Source organism: Actinophytocola sp. (genome assembly GCF_035762905.1).
In the GTDB taxonomy this organism is placed as follows: Bacteria; Actinomycetota; Actinomycetes; order Mycobacteriales; family Pseudonocardiaceae; genus DASYTH01.
In genome coordinates this window covers 1-16,538 of record NZ_DASUCC010000024.1, presented here as the reverse complement: position 1 = coordinate 16,538, position 16,538 = coordinate 1, and the positions used below count along the sequence as shown (strand labels likewise).

The window sequence follows — 16,538 nt, the reverse complement described above, 5'->3', positions numbered from 1 at the left end:
CGCTGCCGGCACGTCGATGCGGGTGCGGTGGGTCCCGGTCGGGATCACGGGGCGCACCTCCCGAGCAGGGCGTCGAGGAAACCGCAGGTGGCGCCCGGGCTCGGCGGGGCAGGGGCACCCGGCAGCGGGCCGATCGGGGGCAGCGGGAACGGAACCGCGGGAGCGGCGGGCGGGGCCTGGGCCCCGGGGACCGCCAGGTTTCCCAGCGGGTTGTTCCGGGACCGGCTCAGGTTGTCGATCACCGACTGCAGGTTGAGATCGATCTTGGCGAACAGGTTGAAGTAGTCGCCGCGCACGTCGTTCACCGCCTCGTCCGGGAACGGGATGGTGAGCAGCAGCTCGAGCGCCTTGGGCAGGTCGTTGCCGGCCTCGCCGAGCTTGGCCAGGGCCGGCATCAGGGCCTTTAGGTCGGCGACGATGTCGGCCTGGGCGCGGTCGACGGTGTCCACCGCGACCGCGGACAGCGAGTCCAGCGCCTGCAGCATGGTGACCAACTGCTCGCGCTGGTCGGCCAGAACCCGCAGGCCCGGGCCGAGGTTGTCGATCGCGCCGGCGATCTGGTCGCGTTGGGCGGCCAGGGTGCCGGCCAGCCGGTTGAGGCCGTCGATCGCACGGGTGATCTCGGCCCGGCTCGCGTCCAAAGTGGACACGAATACCGTCACATTGTCCAGTGCCGCCCGGATGTTCTGCTCGTTGCCCTCCAGCGCGGCGTTCAACTCCCGGGAGATGTTCTGCAGCTGTTCCACTCCCCCACCGTTGAGCAACATGGACAGCGCGCCGAGCACCTCCTCGACCTCGGTGTTGCGGTTGGTGCGGTTGACCGGGATCAGCGCGCCGTCGGCCAGCCGGCCGGTGGCCGCCGCGGGCGGCGGCGGGGACAGCTCGACGTACTTCTCGCCGAGCAGGCTGGACTGGCGCAGCTTGGCCAGCGCGTTGGCCGGCAGCGCCACGTCGCCGTTGACCAGCATGGTCACCTCGGCGGTCCAGCCGTCTGCGGCCAGCGCGATGTCCTCGACCCGGCCGACCGCCACCTCGTTGACCTTGACCCCGGACTGCGGCACCAGGTCCAGCACGTCCCGGAACTGCGCCCGGACCCGGTACGGGTGGTCGCCGACGTCGGCGCCGCCGGGCAGCGGGATGTCGTAGATCCCGGTGAAGGCGCAGCCGCCGACGGCGAGCAGGGCGGTGCAGGCGAGGACGAGGCGGCGGATCATCGGATCGCCCCCGGTGTCCCGTACACCGTGCCGGCCAGCGGCAACGGCAGCGGCGGCAGCTTGCCCTGCTGCAGCGCCACGAGCACCTCGGCCACCGACGGCAGCGGCACCAGCCCCTGGACCACCGGGGTGAGCGAGTCACAGGTGTCGGCAAGCAGCGGCGGCAGCTGGCTCGGGCTGAGCTGCCGCACCAGGTTGCACACCAGCACGATCGGCGGCTCGGTCAGCTCGTTGAGGTTGGACCGGCTGTCCAGCGTGCCGGACGAGCCGTTGTACGAGTTGATGATGTTGGACAGCGCCAGCGGTGCCACGTCGAGCACCTCGGCCAGCGCGGCCCGCTGGTCCACCAGCACCTGGGTCACCCCGGCCAGCTTGTCCACATTGGACTTGATCCGGCCCCGGTTGTCGTCGATGAACTTCTGCACCATGCCCAGTGCGATGCCGAGCTGGTTCACGGTCGCCGCCAGGTTGGCCCGCTCGTCGGCCAGGAAGCCGGTCACCCCGGCCACCCGCTGGGAGAACTCGTGCACCGCGGCGTCGCTGTCGGCCAGCGTGCTGGTGAACCGCTGCAGGTTGTCCACCGTCGCGAACAGGTCCTCGGAGTTGCCGGACAGCGTGCTGGACAGCTGGGACAGCTGGGTGACCGTGTCGTTGATCGCCTGCCCGTTGCCCTCGGTGTTGGCCGCCAGCGTGTTCAGCAGGTCGGACAGTGCGCCGTTCTTGTTGACCCCGTTGGGGCCCAGCGTGGTGCTGACCCGGTTGAGGCTCGCGTACAGGTCGTCCACCTCGAGCGGGGTGGAGGTGCGCTCGCGCGGCAGGATCGTGCCGCCGGCCAGCTCCGGGCCGCCGGCGTAGGCCGGGGTGAACTGCACGTACCGGTCGCTGACCAGGGACGGGGCGACGATCACCGCGTTCGCACCGGCCGGGATGCGCACGTCCGGGTCGACCGACATCTCCACCCGCACGGTGTCGCCCTGCGGAATCACCGCGTCCACGGTGCCCACCTTCACCCCGAGCACCCGGACGTCGTTGTCCTCGTAGAGCCCGACGACGCCGTCGAACACCGCGCTGTACTTCTTGGCGTCGGCCGTCCGCAGCACCCACCACAGGAACCCGGCCACCAGCACGGCCAGCACCGCGACGATGGCGATGGTGCGCATGGCGCCGCGCCGGCGCGGCGGGAGGATCGTCATCCGTTGACCCTCCCCAGACAGCCCTGCGCGTTGATGCCGGGAAGCGGCGTTGCCGGGGGCAGCAGGCCGCAGATGTAGTTGTCGAACCAGTGCCCGTTGCCGACGGCGTTGTTGAACAGCCGCACGAACGGCGCCATGTTCTTGATCCCGTTGGCCAGCGCGTCCTGGTTGCGCTGCAGCATCGTGGTCAGCGTGTCCAGGCTGGCCAGCACCGGCCCGAGCTGCTCGGCGTTGTCGGTGACCAGGCCCTGCAGTTCGGTGGACAGCCGGACCGTGCCGTCCAGCAGGGTGGCGATCGCCTGTCGCCGCCGGTCGATCTCGGCGAGCAGCAGGTTGCCGTCCTCGAGCAGCCGGGCCACCTCGGCGTCCCGCTCGGCCAGGGTCTGGCTGATCTGCCGGGTGTTGGACAGCAGCCGGGCCAGCTCCTCGTCCCGCGCGGCCACCGTCCTGGACAGCGACTGCAGCCCGGTCAGCGCGCCACGCACCTCGTCCGGAGTATCGGCGAAGGTTTCGGTGATCACCTCGAAGCTGCGCGCAAGCTGGTCGGTGTCCACCTCGTCGACGGTCTCGGCCAACCCGCGGAACGCCTCGAGCACGTCGTAGGGCGCCACCGTGCGGCCGAGCGGGATCCGCTCGTCCGGGTCGAGCACGGTCACCCCGTTCGGCTCGAGCGCGAGGTACTTCTGCCCGAGCAGGGTCTTGATCTTGATGGCCGCCGAGGTCTGGTCACCAAGCCAGGCGTCCTTCACCTTGAACGTGACCACCACCCGATCGCCGTCCAGCTCGATCTCGCGGACCTTGCCGACCTTCACGCCGGCGATGCGCACCTCGTCGTCCGGCTCGAGGCCGGCCGCCTCGCTGAACTCCGCGCTGTAGGTGGTGCCGCCGCCGATGATCGGCAGGTCGTCGGAGAACACCGCGGCGATCAGCGCCAGGGCGATGACGGCGATCCCGATGACGGCGATCGGGATCGGGTTGCGGGCGCCGAAGGACTTCATCATGAGCACCTCGCGGCGGTGGCGTCGACGACCGGGACGTCGATCGGCCGGGTGATCAGGCCGGGGATGCTGACCGAGCCGGATGCCGAGCACAGGAAGAAGTTGAACCAGGAGCCGTAGCTCACCGTCCGGCTCAGCGTGGCGGTCTTGACCGGCAGAAACTGGATGAAGTGCTCGACCTCCGGCTGGTGCTCGTTCAGCCGGCCGACCAGCAGGCCGAGGTTGGCGATGTCCTGCTTGAGCGGGGCCCGCGCCTGCTCGAGCAGGCCCGAGGTGGACCGGGCCAGGCCGCCGAGCGCGTCCACCGCCTGCCCGATCGGCTCGCGGTCGGCGGCGAGCCCGGAGACCAGCTGCTGCAGCGTCACGATCAGCTCGGACAGCTGTGGCCCGCGGGCGTTGACCGTGTCGAGCACGGTGTTCAGGTTGGTGATCAGCTCGCCGATCACCTGGTCCTTGTCGGCCAGTGCCGAGGTCAGCGAGGCGGTGTGGGCCAGCAGCGTCTCCACCGTGCCGCCCTCGCCCTGCAGCACCTGGATCAGCTCGTAGGACAGCTTGTTCACCTGGTCCGGGTTGAGCGCCTGGAACAGCGGCTTGAACCCGTTGAACAGCTCGGTCAGATCCAGCGCCGGCCGGGTGCGCTCCACCGGGATGTTGCCGCCCGGCGCCAGCACGTCGTTCGGGTTGCCGCCGCCGGTGCCCTGGCCCAGCGCCAGGTAGCGCTGGCCGACGATGTTGCGGAACTTGATCTGTGCGGTCGCCCCGGCCGGGAGCTTGCGCCCGGAGCTGACCGAGAACCGCACCTCGGCCTGGGTGCGATCGGCGATCGTGACGTCCTCCACCTGGCCGACCCGCACGCCCGCGATCCGCACGTCGTCGCCGGGCAGCAGCAGCGTCGCGTCGGTGAACCGAGCGGTGTAGCTGTCGGTCGAGCTGAGGTCGGTGTTGGCGATGCTGATCGCCAGCACGGCGGTCGCGGTGACCGTGACCACCGCGAAGATCACCAGCTTGACCAGGGCGGCGGTCAGACCCCGCAGGCCCGATTGTTCGCGAACAGGCTCGCTCACCGGAAGCTCACCTCCGCCCCGCGCAGCAGCGGTCCGACCAACAGGCTGCTCCAGCCCGGCACCCGCTCCGGATCGGTGCCCAGCTCCGGTGCCAGCAGGTGGGCGAGCAGGTCCCGCTCGCCCGGAGAGTTGGCCAGACCCAGCCCGTCCGCCGCCGCCGGGATCGTGCCCGACGGCGGCTGCTTGGCACACGCCGGTCGGGGCGGCGGGGTCGGCGCGGTGCCGTCCCGCAGCGGTCCGCCGGGCGGCTGCTCCGGGAACGGGTTGCAGAAGTCGGCCGGGTCGTAGCAGCGCGGACCCCGGTGCTCGTCGAACCGCGGGGTGTCCCGGCCCGGTTCGTACGGCCCGCGGTTGATCACCACCTCGATGGTCGCGCTCAGTCCGGGCGGGGAGTCGCCGCGGCCAAGCACCTCGTTGGCCGGGTCGACCAGATCGGCCATCTGCTTGAAGAAGCAGGGGAACTCGGGCGAGTACCGGCCGAGCAGCTCGAGCGTCGGCCGGGAGCTGTCCGCGAGCTGGATCAGGTTGCCCTGGTTGGCGCGCAGGAACCCGTCCAGGTTGCGGGTGGCGGTGGTGACCCCGGCATAGACGGCGTCCAGGTTCGCCCGCTGCTCGGCAACGGTCTGCGCGGTGACCGACAGGTCGTTCAGCGCGGTCACGATGTCCGGCAGCGCCTCGGTGTAGGTGTCGGACAGGTCGGCCAGCGCGGTGATGTCGTGCTGCAGTTGCGGCAGGTGCGGGTTGAGCTCGCCGACCAGCGCGCCGATGTCGGCGATGGTCTCGCCGAGCGCCTTGCCGCGACCGTCCAGCGCGGTGGAGATCGCCCAGAGCGTGGTGGCCAGCTTCTCCGGCTGCACCGCCTGCAGCACCGGCAGCAGATGCTCGAGCGCGGCCTCCAGCTCGACCGCCCGGGTGGACTTGTCCTGCTGGATCACGTCGCCCTCGGCGAGCGACCGCGGCGCCGGGTCGTCCGGGATCTGCAACGCCACGTACCGGTCACCGAACAGCGTCTTCGGGATGAACTGCGCGGTGACGTTGCTCGGGATCAACCCGACCTTGTCCGGGTCGAGGGCCAGGTCCAGCTCGGCGCCCTGCGCGGTCGGCGAGATCGCCCGGATCTGCCCGACCAGCAGCCCGCGCACCTTCACGTCGCCGAGCACGCCCAGCTGGTTGCCCAGCTTGTCGGTCTGCAGCTTGACCGTCACCACCGGCGTGAACACCTTGTTGTACAACGCGATCGACAGTCCGATCAGCGCGACGACCAGCACGATGAAGCCCAGGCCGAGGAGCCGCCTGCGGATCGTGGCACCCCGTCTCATCTGACCACCACCTCGCAAGCTCGGTGCTGGCGAGCCATCCGCAGTGCCCATGATTCGCTCGCAAGCTCGCTCATCCGGCGATCCTCACCGTGGTCGTGGTGCCCCAGATGGCGAAGCCGATGAAGAAGTTGAGCAGCGCCGCGGTGACGATCGTGGTGCGCACCGAACGACCCACCGCCACCCCGACCCCGGCCGGGCCGCCGCTGGCCCGGTACCCGTAGTAGCAGTGCACCAGGATGATCACCACGCTGAAGATCAGCACCTTGCCGAACGACCAGAACACGTCCTCCGGCGGGAGGAACAGGTTGAAGTAGTGGTCGTAGGTGCCGGCCGACTGGCCGTAGAAGTACACCGTGATCGTCCGGGAGGCCAGGTACGAGCACAGCAGGCCGATCACGTACAGCGGGATGATCGCGATGAACCCGGCGATGATCCGGGTGGTGACCAGGAACGGCAGGCTGGGCACGGCCATGACCTCGAGCGCGTCGATCTCCTCGGAGATCCGCATGGCACCCAGTTGGGCGGTGAACCCGGCGCCGACCGTGGCGGACAGCGCCAGCCCGGCCACCAGTGGCGCGATCTCCCTGGTGTTGAAGTAGGCCGAGGCGAACCCGGTGAACGCGGCGGTGCCGATCTGGTCCAGCGCGGCGTAGCCCTGCAGGCCGACGACCGTGCCGGTGAACACGGTCATGCCGACCATCACGCCGATCGTCCCGCCGATCACCGCGAGCGCCCCGCTGCCGAAGCTCACCTCGGCCAGGATGCGCAGGATCTCCCGGGTGTAGCGGTGCAGCGTGCGCGGGATCCAGGCCAGCGCCCGCAGGTAGAAGGAGAGCTGGTCGCCGAGCTGGTCGAGCGTGGCGAGCGGGCGCATCGTCAGCTTCCCTTCTGCGGCACCACGGTCAGGTACACCGCGGTCAGCACGAAGTTGACGAAGAACAGCAACAGGAAGGTGATCACGACGGACTGGTTGACCGCCTCACCCACGCCCTTCGGCCCGCCCCTCGGGTTGAGCCCGCGGTAGGCCGCGACCACGCCGGCGATGAACCCGAAGATGACCGCCTTGATCTCGCTGATCCACAGGTCGGGCAACTGGGCGAGGGCGGAGAAGCTGGCCAGGTAGGCGCCCGGCGTGCCGCCCTGCAACACGACGTTGAAGAAGTAGCCGCCCATCACGCCGACCACGCTGACCAGGCCGTTGAGCAGCAGGGCGACCACCATCATGGCCAGCACCCGGGGAACGACCAGGCGCTGGATCGGGTTGACGCCCAGCACCCGCATCGCGTCGATCTCCTCGCGGATCGTGCGCGCGCCCAGGTCGGCGCAGATCGCCGAGCCGCCGGCACCGGCCACCATCAGCGCGGTGACCACCGGGGCGGCCTGCTGGATGATCGCCAGCACGCTCGCCGCGCCGGTGAACGACTGCGCGCCGAGCTGGATGATCAGCGTGCCCAGCTGCATGGCGATCACCGCGCCGAACGGGATGGCGATCAGCGCGGTGGGCAGGATGGTGACGCTGGCGATGAACCAGCACTGCTGGATGAACTCCCGGACCTGGAACGGCCGCCGGAAGGTCAGCACGATGACGTCGAGGCCGAGGGCGAACAGCCGGCCGGTCTCGCGCAGTGCGCCCGCGCCCGGGAACCTGGCCGGCGCCGAGGTGGTGCGGGCGGTCATCCGGCCTCACCGGATCCGGTCCGCGGCCGCGGGTACGGCGTCGGCCGGGACGGCTGGTCCGGCGGCGGGGTGCCCGGGTCGGGCGGGGCCGTGTGCCGGCCGCCGGACCGGGCCAGCAGGTGCGGATGCACGTTGTACCGGCGCCGCTCCTCCGGCGTGAGCGACTCGATGATCCCCTCCTGGGCGGCCCGCGGCAGCGAGTGCAGGATGCGCATCACCCGGTCCTTGCGGCGGCGCACGGCGGTCCGCTCCGGCAGGCCGGGGGTCGGTTGCAGCTGCGGCACGATGCCGCGCACATCCTCGTCCGGCGAGCCGTCGGCGTGCCCGGCCGCGGCGTGCGCCGCCTCGGCGGCCGCGGTGGCCTCGTCCTTCTCCTCGGACATGCCGATCGGGCCGATCCGCCGGCCGTTGAGGAACTGCTCGACCACCGGTTCGTTCGAGGTGAGCAGCACCTCCCGGGGGCCGAACATGATCAGCTCGCGGCGGAACAGCATGCCGAGGTTGTCCGGCACGGTCCGGGCCACGTTGATGTTGTGCGTGACGATCAGGATGGTGGCGTCGATCTGCGCGTTCAGGTCGATCAGCAGCTGGGACAGGTAGGCGGTGCGCACCGGGTCCAGCCCGGAGTCCGGCTCGTCGCACAGGATGATCTCGGGGTCCAGGACCAGCGCCCGGGCCAGTCCGGCGCGCTTGCGCATCCCACCGGAGATCTCGCCGGGTAACTTCTTCTCGGCACCCTGCAGGCCGGTCAGCTCCAGCTTCTCGAAGACGATCCGGCGGATCTCGGTCTCGCTCTTCTTGGTGTGCTCGCGCAGCGGGAACGCGACGTTGTCGTAGAGGTTCATCGAGCCGAACAGCGCGCCGTCCTGGAACAGCACGCCGAACAGCTTGCGCACCTGGTAGAGCTGGTGCTCGGAGCAGGTGACGATGTCCACCCCGTTGACCACGCACCGGCCGCGGTCCGGCTTGAGCAGCCCGATGATCGACTTGAGGAAGACCGACTTGCCGGTGCCGGACGGGCCGAGCATGACACTGACCTCGCCGGGCGGCAGCGTGAGCGTTACGTCGCGCCAGATGGCCTGCTTGCCGAAGGACTTCGTCAGGCCCTCGACCACCACCTCGGCGCCCATCCAACCTCCCGGTCCATGCGGCCTCACCCAGGTGCAACGAGTGCGAAGCGCAGAGGTTACTCGCCAGTTGGCCTGCCTGATACCCCCGTCGTCGGCCTGGCAAACCCGGTCCGGACAAGCAAAACGGGGCCGGTGCCGACAGTTCGGCACCGGCCCCGTGGCCAGCTGTGTTCAGCCGCTCACTTGAGCGAGATGGTCGCCCCCGCGGCTTCCAGCTTCTCCTTGGCGGCGTCGGCCGCCTCCTTGTTGACCTTCTCAAGGACCGCCTTGGGCGCCGCCTCGACGAGTTCCTTGGCCTCCTTCAGGCCAAGGCCGGAGACGACCTCCCGGACCACCTTGATGACCTGGATCTTCTTGTCGCCCGCGGCCTCGAGGACCACGTCGAACTCGTCCTTCTCCTCGGGGGCCTCGGCAGCGGCGCCGGGGCCGGCCGGGCCGGCCGCCATCATCATCGGGGCGGCGGCGGTGACGTCGAAGGTCTCCTCGAACTGCTTCTTGAACTCGGTCAGCTCGAGCAGCGTCATCTCCTTGAACGCGTCGAGCAGCTCCGCGGTGCTGAGCTTCGCCATGCTGGCGGATCCTCTCTGTCTGTGCTGGTGTGTTCGTTCAGCTCTCGGCCGGAGCGTCGGCCGCGGGGGTGTCCCCGCCCGACCTCTTCTCCTCCAGCGCGGCGACCAGGCGAGCCGTCTCCGACGCGGGCGCGGCCAGCAGGCCGGCCATGTTCGCGAGGACGGCGTTCATGGCGCCCGCCAGCTTGGCGAGCGTCGTCTCCCGCGAGTCGAGGTCGGCGATCTGGGTGACCTCTTCGATGGAGAGCGGGCGGCCGTCCATGTAGCCGCCCTTGATGACCAGGCCCTTGTTGTCCTTGGCGAAGTCCCGCAGTGCCTTCGCGGCGTCCACCGGCTCGCCCGTGACGAAGGCGATCGCGGTGGGACCGACGAACAGGCTCTCGAGACCCTCCACCCCTGCGTCCGCGGCTGCCCGCTTGACCAGGGTGTTCTTCGCAACGCGGTAGGTCGCGCCGGTGCCGAGAGAGCGACGGAGGTTGGTGATCTGAGACACGGTGAGGCCGCTGTACTCGGTGATGACGGCCGCCGAGCTGGTGCGGAACCGGTCCGCGATCTCGGCGACAGCCGTCACCTTGTCCGGCTTCGCCATGAGCGTCGCCTCCTCTCTGGTGACTGGTGACCGCGGCACACCAGGCCCGGAGACGACGAACGCCCCGGCGCAGCAGCACGGGGCGTTGCGGGCACACAGGTGCCCGATCGATCCGCGTCCTCCTGCGCGGGCCGCCCGCTCGTTCGCGGGACCTTCGCCGCCGCACCCGAGGGCGAAGCGGGACCAGCGGTCTTCGGTAGAACCTCGAACAGGTTACGTGACCGGGTGTCGGGTCTTCAAATCACCCTGCATGATGTAAGTCGTGCCCGATTACGAGCAGCGCGGAAGGCCACCCGCACTGCGACCGAATGAGCCCGCGCCGGTCGATCCCGAGCAGGTTCGTCAGTTCCAGCAGTTCCAACAGTTTCAGGAGCTGATCCGCCAGCACGGCGGGGTCCCGCCCGGTGCTGGCCCGCCGCCGTCGAAACCGTTGTGGAAACGGGTGCTCACCAGCAAGGCGGTCCGCAAGCTGGCCCTGCTGCTGGTCGTCGCGCTCGGCCTGCTCTTCGCTTTCGACTACTACTTCGGCAACAAGAACGATGACCTGCCCGCCTCGGAGACCGGCGGCGGCACCAACCAGACCAACAAGATCAGCGCCAGGACGCCGAAAGAGGCCGTCCGGCTGGTCTATGCGCACATCGCCCAGTTCGACAAGGCCAACAACGCGGACGAGGCCCGCAGGGAGGCTGCCTTCGTCTGCGGTCAGTTCGGCAGCGGCAAGGAGCAGGACTTCGCGAAGCACTTCGGAGCCGCCACCTGCGAGCTGGCCGTGGCCAAGCTAAACGGGGAGATCGACAAGCCACCGAACACCAACTGGCGCAACGCCTACGGAGACCCGTTCATCGGCGCCCGGGACCCGGTGTTGTCGCAGACGGAAACCGAGGCCGTGGTGACTTCCTGCACGATCCAGGTGCGGCCCCGGCTGGGTGAGTTCACCCTCGAGCAGGTCCGCGACCAGAACGGGAAGCTCAACGGCACGTGGGTGATCATCGGACACCGGCTGGAGACCTGCTGATCGCGCCGTCAGAGGTCGTGGTCCATGAACGTGCGTAACAACTCAGGGCTCCAGGTGAGCGCTCCGGACCGCAGGTCCCGGACCACCCCGCGCAGCCAGGCCACTTCGGTCCGGATCAGCGTGAACCGGTACTCGTCGTCGATCAGGAACATCCGGGGTAGTGCACCCGAGGCGGCCAGGGCGTCGTGGTCGGTGAGGCCGACCTCGATGGCGTCCGCCCGCTGCTCGAGCAGCCGGGCCACCTCGCGCGGCTCGAGCAGGACCATGTTGGACAGTGCGGCGGGGAACATCGGGAACTCCCGGGCCGGCGTGGACAGCGTCGTGCGCATCCACTCGAGGAAGGCCTCCCGGCCGGCGTCGGTGATCTCGTAGACCGTGCGCTCCGGCCGGTTCTCGGCTCGGGTGGTCTCCCGCACGGCGATCAGGCCGTCCCGCTGGAGGCGGGAGATCGTCTGGTAGACGCTGTTGCGCTGGGCCACGTTGGCGACCTGATCCTTCTGCCGCTCCTTGATCAGGTGCTGCATCCGGTACGGGTGCATCGGCGCCTCGAACAGCAACGCGAGCAGGATCGCCGCGAGCGGCGAGCGCCCGCCGGCACTACTCGTCATGCGCACACCCTAACCGCCTCGCGGAAACCGCTTGTGGCTTATAGTCATGATATGTATAGTCATCGTATGACTTACGAGGCAATGATCGTCGGCGGTGGGGTGGCCGGCCCGGTGACCGCCATGGCGCTGCGGGACGCGGGCATCGACGCCACCGTCTACGAGGCGTACCCGAGCGACGCGGCCGGCGTCGGCTCGTTCCTGTCGCTGGCGGTCAACGGGCTGGACGTGCTGCGCGCGCTCGACCTGCACACCGCGGTACGGGAGCGCGGGTTCGACACCCCGCGCATGGTGCTGCGGACCGCCCGCGGCAACCGGCTGGCCGGGTTCGACCTCGGCGAACTGCCGGACGGCACCCGGACCCAGACGGTCATGCGGGAGGCGCTCTACGGCACGCTGCGAGCCGAGGCGGTGCGCCGCGGCATCCGGGTCGAACACGGCAAGCGGCTGGTGCACGCCGAGCGCACCGCGGACGGGGTGCGCGCGCGCTTCGCCGACGGCACCGAGGCGCGCGGCGACCTGCTGATCGGCGCCGACGGGATCCGGTCGGTGACCCGCAGGCTGATCGACCCGACCGCGCCCGATGCGCACTACGTTCCGCTGCTCAACACCGGCGGGATCGCCCGGGGCGTGCCGGTCGACGGTGCGCCCGGCGAGTATCAGATGATCTTCGGACGGCGCTGCTTCTTCGGCTACGTCCCGCACCCGGACGGCAGCGTCTGGTGGTTCGCCAACCCGCCCCAGCCGATCGAGCTGAGCCGGGCGGACCTGGCCGCGATCACCCCGGAGCAGTGGCGGGCCCGGCTGACGACGCTGGTCGCCGGGGACGCCGTCGCGGCCCGGCTGGTCGAGGCCACCGCGGACATCGCGCCGCCGTGGAACACCTACGACTTCCCCACCGTGCCGACCTGGCACCGGGACCGGATGATCATCATCGGTGACGCCGCGCACGCCATGTCCCCCTCCGCCGGGCAGGGTGCGGCGATGGCCATGGAGGACGCGCTGACGCTGGCCCACTGCCTGCGCGAACTGCCCGGCATCGACGCCGCGTTCGCCGGCTACGAGCGGCTGCGCCGCGCCCGCGTCGAGCGGGCCGTCGCCCAGGGCAGGCGCAACGGCAACGGCAAGGTGCCGGGACCGGTCCGGCTGATGCTGCCGCTGATCTTCAAGCTGGGGATCGGCGGGCGGGAGGATCTCACCTGGCTGTGGAACCACCACATCGAGTGGACGGATTCCATGATCGGGTGAGCTAGGCCGGAGCGCGGGGGATCATGCACCTACTGGGGGTGTCCCACGCGCTCCGGCCGCCTCGTGCTGGGTTGCCCCGCTCAGACCGCCGGCTCGTCGGCCAGCATGTTGCGGGTGCGCTGCGGGTCGACCGGGATACCCGGGCCCATCGTGGTGCTGAACGTGACCTTCTTCAGGTACCGGCCCTTCGCCGCGGACGGCTTGGCCCTGAGCACCTCGTCCAGCGCGGCGGCGTAGTTCTCCACCAGCTTCTCCGGGTCGAACGACGCCTTGCCGATCACCAGGTGCAGGTTGGCCTGCTTGTCCACCTTGAAGTTGATCTTGCCGCCCTTGATGTCCTGGACCGCCTTGGCGACGTCCATGGTGACCGTGCCGGTCTTCGGGTTCGGCATCAGGCCGCGCGGGCCCAGGATGCGGGCGATCCGGCCCACCTTGGCCATCTGGTCCGGGGTGGCGATCGCGGCGTCGAAGTCGGTCCAGCCGCCCTGCACCCGCTCGATCAGTTCCTCGACGCCCACCACGTCGGCGCCCGCCGCCTCGGCCTCGGTCGCCTTGTCACCGGTGGCGAACACCACGACGCGAGCGGTCTTGCCGGTGCCGTGCGGCAGGTTCACCGTGCCCCGCACCATCTGGTCGGCCTTGCGCGGGTCGACGCCCAGCCGGATGGCGACCTCAACGGTCGCGTCCAGCTTCACCTTGTTGGTCTCCTTGGCGAGCCTGGCGGCCTCCAGCGGCGAGTACAGCCGCTCCCGGTCCACCAACTCGCTGGCCGCGCGATAAGCCTTGCTGCGCTTTGCCATTGCTGTTCCTCACTTATGGATCAGTTGTGGTCAGGACCAGCGCCGGTCCTCCCACACGTTCTCGGGGAATTACTCGACTGCGTCCACAGGCCGTGCTCTGCGGTTGGCGCTCACTCGACCGTGATGCCCATCGACCGGGCGGTGCCAGCGATGATCTTGGCGGCCTGGTCGACGTCGTTGGCGTTGAGATCGGTCTTCTTCTGCTCGGCGATCTCCCGCACCTGGTCCCAGGTGACCTTGCCGACCTTGTTCCGGTGCGGCTCGCCGCTGCCCTTCTCCACACCGGCGGCCTTGAGCAGCAACTTCGCCGCGGGCGGGGTCTTGAGCTTGAAGTCGAACGACCGGTCCTCGTACACCGAGATCTCGACCGGCACCACGGTGCCGCGCTGCGCCTCGGTGGCGGCGTTGTAAGCCCGGCAGAACTCCATGATGTTCACGCCGTGCTGGCCGAGCGCCGGACCGACCGGCGGCGCCGGGTTGGCCTGGCCGGCCGTGATCTGCAGCTTGATGATCGCCGCAAGCTTCTTCTTCTTGGGTGGCATTCCGTTGTCCTTGGTTGATGTTCACCCGGCCGAATGGCGGCGGCCGGATGCCTGCCGATCCCCGATCGGGAACCGGTCAGATCTTGGAGACCTGGCTGAACGACAGCTCGACCGGCGTCTCCCGGCCGAAGATCGACACCAGCACCTTCAGTTTCTGCCCGTCCGCGTTGACCTCGCTGATCGTGGCGGGCAGCGTGGCGAACGGGCCGTCCATGACGGTGACCGACTCGCCGATCTCGAAGTCCACCTCCACGACCGGGCCCTTCGGCGTGGCGGCCGCGGTCTTGCCCGCGCCAGCCGGCTTGGCCTGCTGCGCCTGCGGGACCAGGAACTTCAGCACTTCCTCAAGGGACAGCGGGGACGGCCGCGAGGTCGCCCCGACGAACCCGGTCACGCCCGGCGTGTTCCGCACGGCCGACCAGGACGGGTCGTTCAGTTCCATCCGGACGAGGATGTAGCCGGGCAGCACCTTGCGCTGGACCTGCTTGCGCTGCCCGTTCTTGATCTCGGTGACCTCCTCGGTCGGCACCTCGACCTGGAAGATGTACTCCTCCATGTCCAGGGAGTGGATCCGGGTCTCGAGGTTGGCCTTGACCTTGTTCTCGTAGCCGGCGTAGGAGTGCACCACGTACCACTCGCCCGGGGCGTTGCGCAGCACCTCGCGCATCTCCGCCGCCGGGTCGAACTCTTCCTCGGCGGCCTCCGCGGTGTCCTGGGACTCGGCAGGCTCCTCGGCGTCCGCCGGCGCGGCCGGTTCGGCGCCGTCGGTCAGGTCGACGTCGCCGGGCAGGCTGGTCAGCTCCTCGCTGCCAACGGTGCCGTTGTCGGAGCTCACGATGGCTCTCGCTTCCTTTCTGCGTACGGCCTCAGCCGAACAGCCACAACACGCCCTTTTGCAGGACGATGTCCAGCCCGAAGATCAATGCGGTCATGACTGCGAGGAACACCAGCACGACGGCCGTGTAGGTGATCATCTGTTTGCGGGTCGGCCAGATGACCTTGCGCAGCTCGGCGACCACCTCGCGGAGGAAGCGCACGATCCGGCCGAAGAAGCCGACCTTGGTCGCCTTGCTGTCGTCCCGGGACCGGGTCGGCCGGCCCTTGGCATCGGCCGACTTGGGCTCCGGTTCGGCCTTGCCCCTGCGCCGCGGCCGCTCTTTGGCGTCCGCGCTGGACTTGCCCTTCGGGCTCACCTTCGTCTCGGTGGTCTCGGTCTCCGCACCGGCCGCGTCCTTGCGCGCCGCCGGCCGCGGGGCGGCACGGCGTTCCCGCCGGGCAGCGGCGGTGACCGGACGCGACGGGCGCTTCTGCCCGTCCTCCCGTTCCGTGTTCCGGTCCTCGGCCACGCCAGTTCCTCCGCTCACGATCATGGTTCTGGTGCAGGGGCGACAGGACTTGAACCTGCAACCTGCGGTTTTGGAGACCGCTGCTCTGCCAGTTGAGCTACGCCCCTACGCGGCCGCCGGAGGATCTTCGAGAGCCGCGTTTGGTGGACGTCATCGACCCTCCCCACTGTGACCATGGGGCTGACCGTGACGTTCCAAGTTCCGCAGTCTACGGCAACACCTGTGGAACTCCCCAACCGAGTCGTCTGACACGATGAGCACATGGCAGCACGGCGTGTGTCAGCGCGCATCGGCGGCATCAGCGAGTCGGCGACACTCGCGGTGGACGCGAAGGCCAAGGCGCTCAAGGCGGCCGGCCGGCCGGTGATCGGGTTCGGCGCGGGCGAGCCCGATTTCCCGACCCCCGCGCCGATCGTCGAGGCCGCCGCGGCGGCGACCAGGGACCCGCGCAACCACCGGTACACCCCGGCGGCCGGGTTACCGGAGCTGCGCGAGGCGATCGCCGCGAAAACCGCGCGGGACAGCGGGTATCAGGTGACCGCCGGTCAGGTGCTGGTCACCAACGGTGGCAAGCAGGCCGTGTACCAGGCGTTCGCCACGCTGATCGACCCGGGCGACGAGGTGCTGCTACCGGCGCCGTACTGGACCACCTACCCGGAGGCGATCACGCTGGCCGGCGGGGTGCCCGTGCCGGTGGTGACCGACGAGTCGGCCGGCTACCTGGCCACCGTCGAGCAACTGGAGGCGGCCCGCACCGAGCGGACCAAGGCGCTGCTGTTCTGCTCGCCGTCGAACCCGACCGGGGCGGTGTACCCGCCGGAGGCGGTCGAGGCGATCGGCCGGTGGGCGCTCGAGCACGGCGTCTGGGTGATCACCGACGAGATCTACGAGCACCTGGTCTACGACGGCGTGCGGGCGGTGTCCATGCCGGTGGCCGTGCCCGAGTTGGCCGACACCTGCGTGGTGGTCAACGGGGTGGCCAAGACCTACGCGATGACCGGCTGGCGGGTGGGCTGGCTGATCGGCCCCAAGGACGTCGTCAAGGCCGCCACAAACCTGCAGTCCCACCTCACCTCGAACGTCAACAACGTGGCGCAGCGGGCGGCCATCGCGGCGCTCAGCGGCGACCTGAGCGCGGTCGCGGAGATGCGCGAGGCCTTCGACCGTCGCCGGCTCACCATCGTCCGGATGCTCAACGAGGTCCCCGGCGTGGAGTGCCCCGAGCCGAC

18 protein-coding genes and 1 tRNA gene are annotated in these 16,538 nt (G+C 69.8%); 3 read left to right on the top strand and 16 right to left on the bottom strand.

Annotated elements, in window-relative coordinates; all coding sequences use genetic code 11:
• Positions 1–44 precede the first annotated feature (44 nt).
• From VFV67_RS02935 to rplJ, 10 genes are all read right to left on the bottom strand, one after another.
• Positions 45–1,214, bottom strand: coding sequence for an MCE family protein (locus VFV67_RS02935; protein WP_326466979.1), 1,170 nt, complete (start codon positions 1,212–1,214; stop codon positions 45–47).
• The gene (locus VFV67_RS02930) at positions 1,211–2,407 is read right to left on the bottom strand and encodes an MCE family protein (RefSeq protein WP_326466977.1); all 1,197 of its coding nucleotides are present in this window, start codon (positions 2,405–2,407) and stop codon (positions 1,211–1,213) included. Before VFV67_RS02930 ends, VFV67_RS02935 begins: the two co-directional genes overlap by 4 nt.
• Positions 2,404–3,405 (bottom strand): MCE family protein, encoded by a 1,002-nt coding sequence (locus tag VFV67_RS02925; RefSeq protein WP_326466975.1) that lies wholly within the window; start codon positions 3,403–3,405, stop codon positions 2,404–2,406. Before VFV67_RS02925 ends, VFV67_RS02930 begins: the two co-directional genes overlap by 4 nt.
• Positions 3,405–4,439, bottom strand: coding sequence for an MCE family protein (locus VFV67_RS02920; protein ID WP_326467069.1), 1,035 nt, complete (start codon positions 4,437–4,439; stop codon positions 3,405–3,407). The genes VFV67_RS02925 and VFV67_RS02920 overlap by 1 nt, the downstream gene beginning before the upstream one ends.
• 26 nt (positions 4,440–4,465) lie before the next feature.
• Positions 4,466–5,788, bottom strand: a complete 1,323-nt coding sequence (locus VFV67_RS02915) for an MCE family protein (RefSeq protein ID WP_326466974.1) — start codon at positions 5,786–5,788, stop codon at positions 4,466–4,468.
• 70 nt (positions 5,789–5,858) lie between these two features.
• A complete protein-coding gene (locus VFV67_RS02910) occupies positions 5,859–6,662 on the bottom strand; it encodes an ABC transporter permease (RefSeq protein WP_326466972.1) in 804 nt (267 codons plus the stop codon).
• 2 nt (positions 6,663–6,664) lie between these two features.
• Positions 6,665–7,465 (bottom strand): ABC transporter permease, encoded by an 801-nt coding sequence (locus VFV67_RS02905; protein WP_326466970.1) that lies wholly within the window; start codon positions 7,463–7,465, stop codon positions 6,665–6,667.
• The gene (locus tag VFV67_RS02900; protein ID WP_326466969.1) at positions 7,462–8,595 is read right to left on the bottom strand and encodes an ABC transporter ATP-binding protein; all 1,134 of its coding nucleotides are present in this window, start codon (positions 8,593–8,595) and stop codon (positions 7,462–7,464) included. Before VFV67_RS02900 ends, VFV67_RS02905 begins: the two co-directional genes overlap by 4 nt.
• A 179-nt stretch (positions 8,596–8,774) precedes the next feature.
• Positions 8,775–9,164, bottom strand: coding sequence for a 50S ribosomal protein L7/L12 (gene rplL / locus VFV67_RS02895; protein ID WP_326466968.1), 390 nt, complete (start codon positions 9,162–9,164; stop codon positions 8,775–8,777).
• A gap of 37 nt (positions 9,165–9,201) precedes the next feature.
• The gene (gene rplJ, locus VFV67_RS02890) at positions 9,202–9,753 is read right to left on the bottom strand and encodes a 50S ribosomal protein L10 (protein WP_326466967.1); all 552 of its coding nucleotides are present in this window, start codon (positions 9,751–9,753) and stop codon (positions 9,202–9,204) included.
• A gap of 262 nt (positions 9,754–10,015) precedes the next feature.
• Between rplJ and VFV67_RS02885 the strand changes: the two genes are divergently transcribed.
• The gene (locus VFV67_RS02885) at positions 10,016–10,768 is read left to right on the top strand and encodes a hypothetical protein (RefSeq protein WP_326466966.1); all 753 of its coding nucleotides are present in this window, start codon (positions 10,016–10,018) and stop codon (positions 10,766–10,768) included.
• Between the two features lie 8 nt (positions 10,769–10,776).
• On the opposite strand, the gene VFV67_RS02880 is transcribed toward VFV67_RS02885, so the two are convergent.
• Positions 10,777–11,376 (bottom strand): PadR family transcriptional regulator, encoded by a 600-nt coding sequence (locus tag VFV67_RS02880; protein ID WP_326466965.1) that lies wholly within the window; start codon positions 11,374–11,376, stop codon positions 10,777–10,779.
• A 66-nt stretch (positions 11,377–11,442) separates the two neighbouring features.
• Between VFV67_RS02880 and VFV67_RS02875 the strand changes: the two genes are divergently transcribed.
• A complete protein-coding gene (locus VFV67_RS02875) occupies positions 11,443–12,621 on the top strand; it encodes an NAD(P)/FAD-dependent oxidoreductase (RefSeq protein ID WP_326466964.1) in 1,179 nt (392 codons plus the stop codon).
• A gap of 80 nt (positions 12,622–12,701) precedes the next feature.
• Here VFV67_RS02875 and rplA read toward each other — a convergent pair whose 3' ends face one another.
• The 5 genes from rplA to VFV67_RS02850 all read right to left on the bottom strand — a co-directional run bounded on the left by rplA (position 12,702) and on the right by VFV67_RS02850 (position 15,416).
• Positions 12,702–13,421 (bottom strand): 50S ribosomal protein L1, encoded by a 720-nt coding sequence (gene rplA, locus VFV67_RS02870; RefSeq protein ID WP_326466962.1) that lies wholly within the window; start codon positions 13,419–13,421, stop codon positions 12,702–12,704.
• Positions 13,422–13,531: 110 nt separating this feature from the next.
• Positions 13,532–13,963, bottom strand: a complete 432-nt coding sequence (rplK, locus tag VFV67_RS02865; RefSeq protein ID WP_326466961.1) for a 50S ribosomal protein L11 — start codon at positions 13,961–13,963, stop codon at positions 13,532–13,534.
• A 76-nt stretch (positions 13,964–14,039) separates the two neighbouring features.
• Positions 14,040–14,798 (bottom strand): transcription termination/antitermination protein NusG, encoded by a 759-nt coding sequence (gene nusG / locus VFV67_RS02860; RefSeq protein WP_326466960.1) that lies wholly within the window; start codon positions 14,796–14,798, stop codon positions 14,040–14,042.
• A gap of 31 nt (positions 14,799–14,829) precedes the next feature.
• Positions 14,830–15,327 (bottom strand): preprotein translocase subunit SecE, encoded by a 498-nt coding sequence (secE, locus tag VFV67_RS02855; protein WP_326466959.1) that lies wholly within the window; start codon positions 15,325–15,327, stop codon positions 14,830–14,832.
• Positions 15,328–15,343: 16 nt separating this feature from the next.
• Positions 15,344–15,416: transfer RNA gene (locus tag VFV67_RS02850), tRNA-Trp, on the bottom strand.
• Between the two features lie 154 nt (positions 15,417–15,570).
• Between VFV67_RS02850 and VFV67_RS02845 the strand changes: the two genes are divergently transcribed.
• Positions 15,571–16,538 (top strand): pyridoxal phosphate-dependent aminotransferase (locus VFV67_RS02845; RefSeq protein ID WP_326466957.1); only part of this gene is annotated, 968 nt, incomplete at its 3' end.

What these genes read in the sequence shown, in the direction of transcription:
- VFV67_RS02935 (WP_326466979.1), bottom strand. Translation starts at nt 1,214, where the DNA reads ATGATCCGCCGCCTCGTCCTCGCCTGCACCGCCCTGCTCGCCGTCGGC.
- VFV67_RS02930 (WP_326466977.1), bottom strand. Translation starts at nt 2,407, where the DNA reads ATGACGATCCTCCCGCCGCGCCGGCGCGGCGCCATGCGCACCATCGCC.
- VFV67_RS02925 (WP_326466975.1), bottom strand. Translation starts at nt 3,405, where the DNA reads ATGAAGTCCTTCGGCGCCCGCAACCCGATCCCGATCGCCGTCATCGGG.
- VFV67_RS02915 (WP_326466974.1), bottom strand. Translation starts at nt 5,788, where the DNA reads ATGAGACGGGGTGCCACGATCCGCAGGCGGCTCCTCGGCCTGGGCTTC.
- VFV67_RS02910 (WP_326466972.1), bottom strand. Translation starts at nt 6,662, where the DNA reads ATGCGCCCGCTCGCCACGCTCGACCAGCTCGGCGACCAGCTCTCCTTC.
- VFV67_RS02905 (WP_326466970.1), bottom strand. Translation starts at nt 7,465, where the DNA reads ATGACCGCCCGCACCACCTCGGCGCCGGCCAGGTTCCCGGGCGCGGGC.
- VFV67_RS02900 (WP_326466969.1), bottom strand. Translation starts at nt 8,595, where the DNA reads ATGGGCGCCGAGGTGGTGGTCGAGGGCCTGACGAAGTCCTTCGGCAAG.
- rplL (WP_326466968.1), bottom strand. Translation starts at nt 9,164, where the DNA reads ATGGCGAAGCTCAGCACCGCGGAGCTGCTCGACGCGTTCAAGGAGATG.
- rplJ (WP_326466967.1), bottom strand. Translation starts at nt 9,753, where the DNA reads ATGGCGAAGCCGGACAAGGTGACGGCTGTCGCCGAGATCGCGGACCGG.
- VFV67_RS02880 (WP_326466965.1), bottom strand. Translation starts at nt 11,376, where the DNA reads ATGACGAGTAGTGCCGGCGGGCGCTCGCCGCTCGCGGCGATCCTGCTC.
- VFV67_RS02875 (WP_326466964.1), top strand. Translation starts at nt 11,443, where the DNA reads ATGACTTACGAGGCAATGATCGTCGGCGGTGGGGTGGCCGGCCCGGTG.
- rplA (WP_326466962.1), bottom strand. Translation starts at nt 13,421, where the DNA reads ATGGCAAAGCGCAGCAAGGCTTATCGCGCGGCCAGCGAGTTGGTGGAC.
- rplK (WP_326466961.1), bottom strand. Translation starts at nt 13,963, where the DNA reads ATGCCACCCAAGAAGAAGAAGCTTGCGGCGATCATCAAGCTGCAGATC.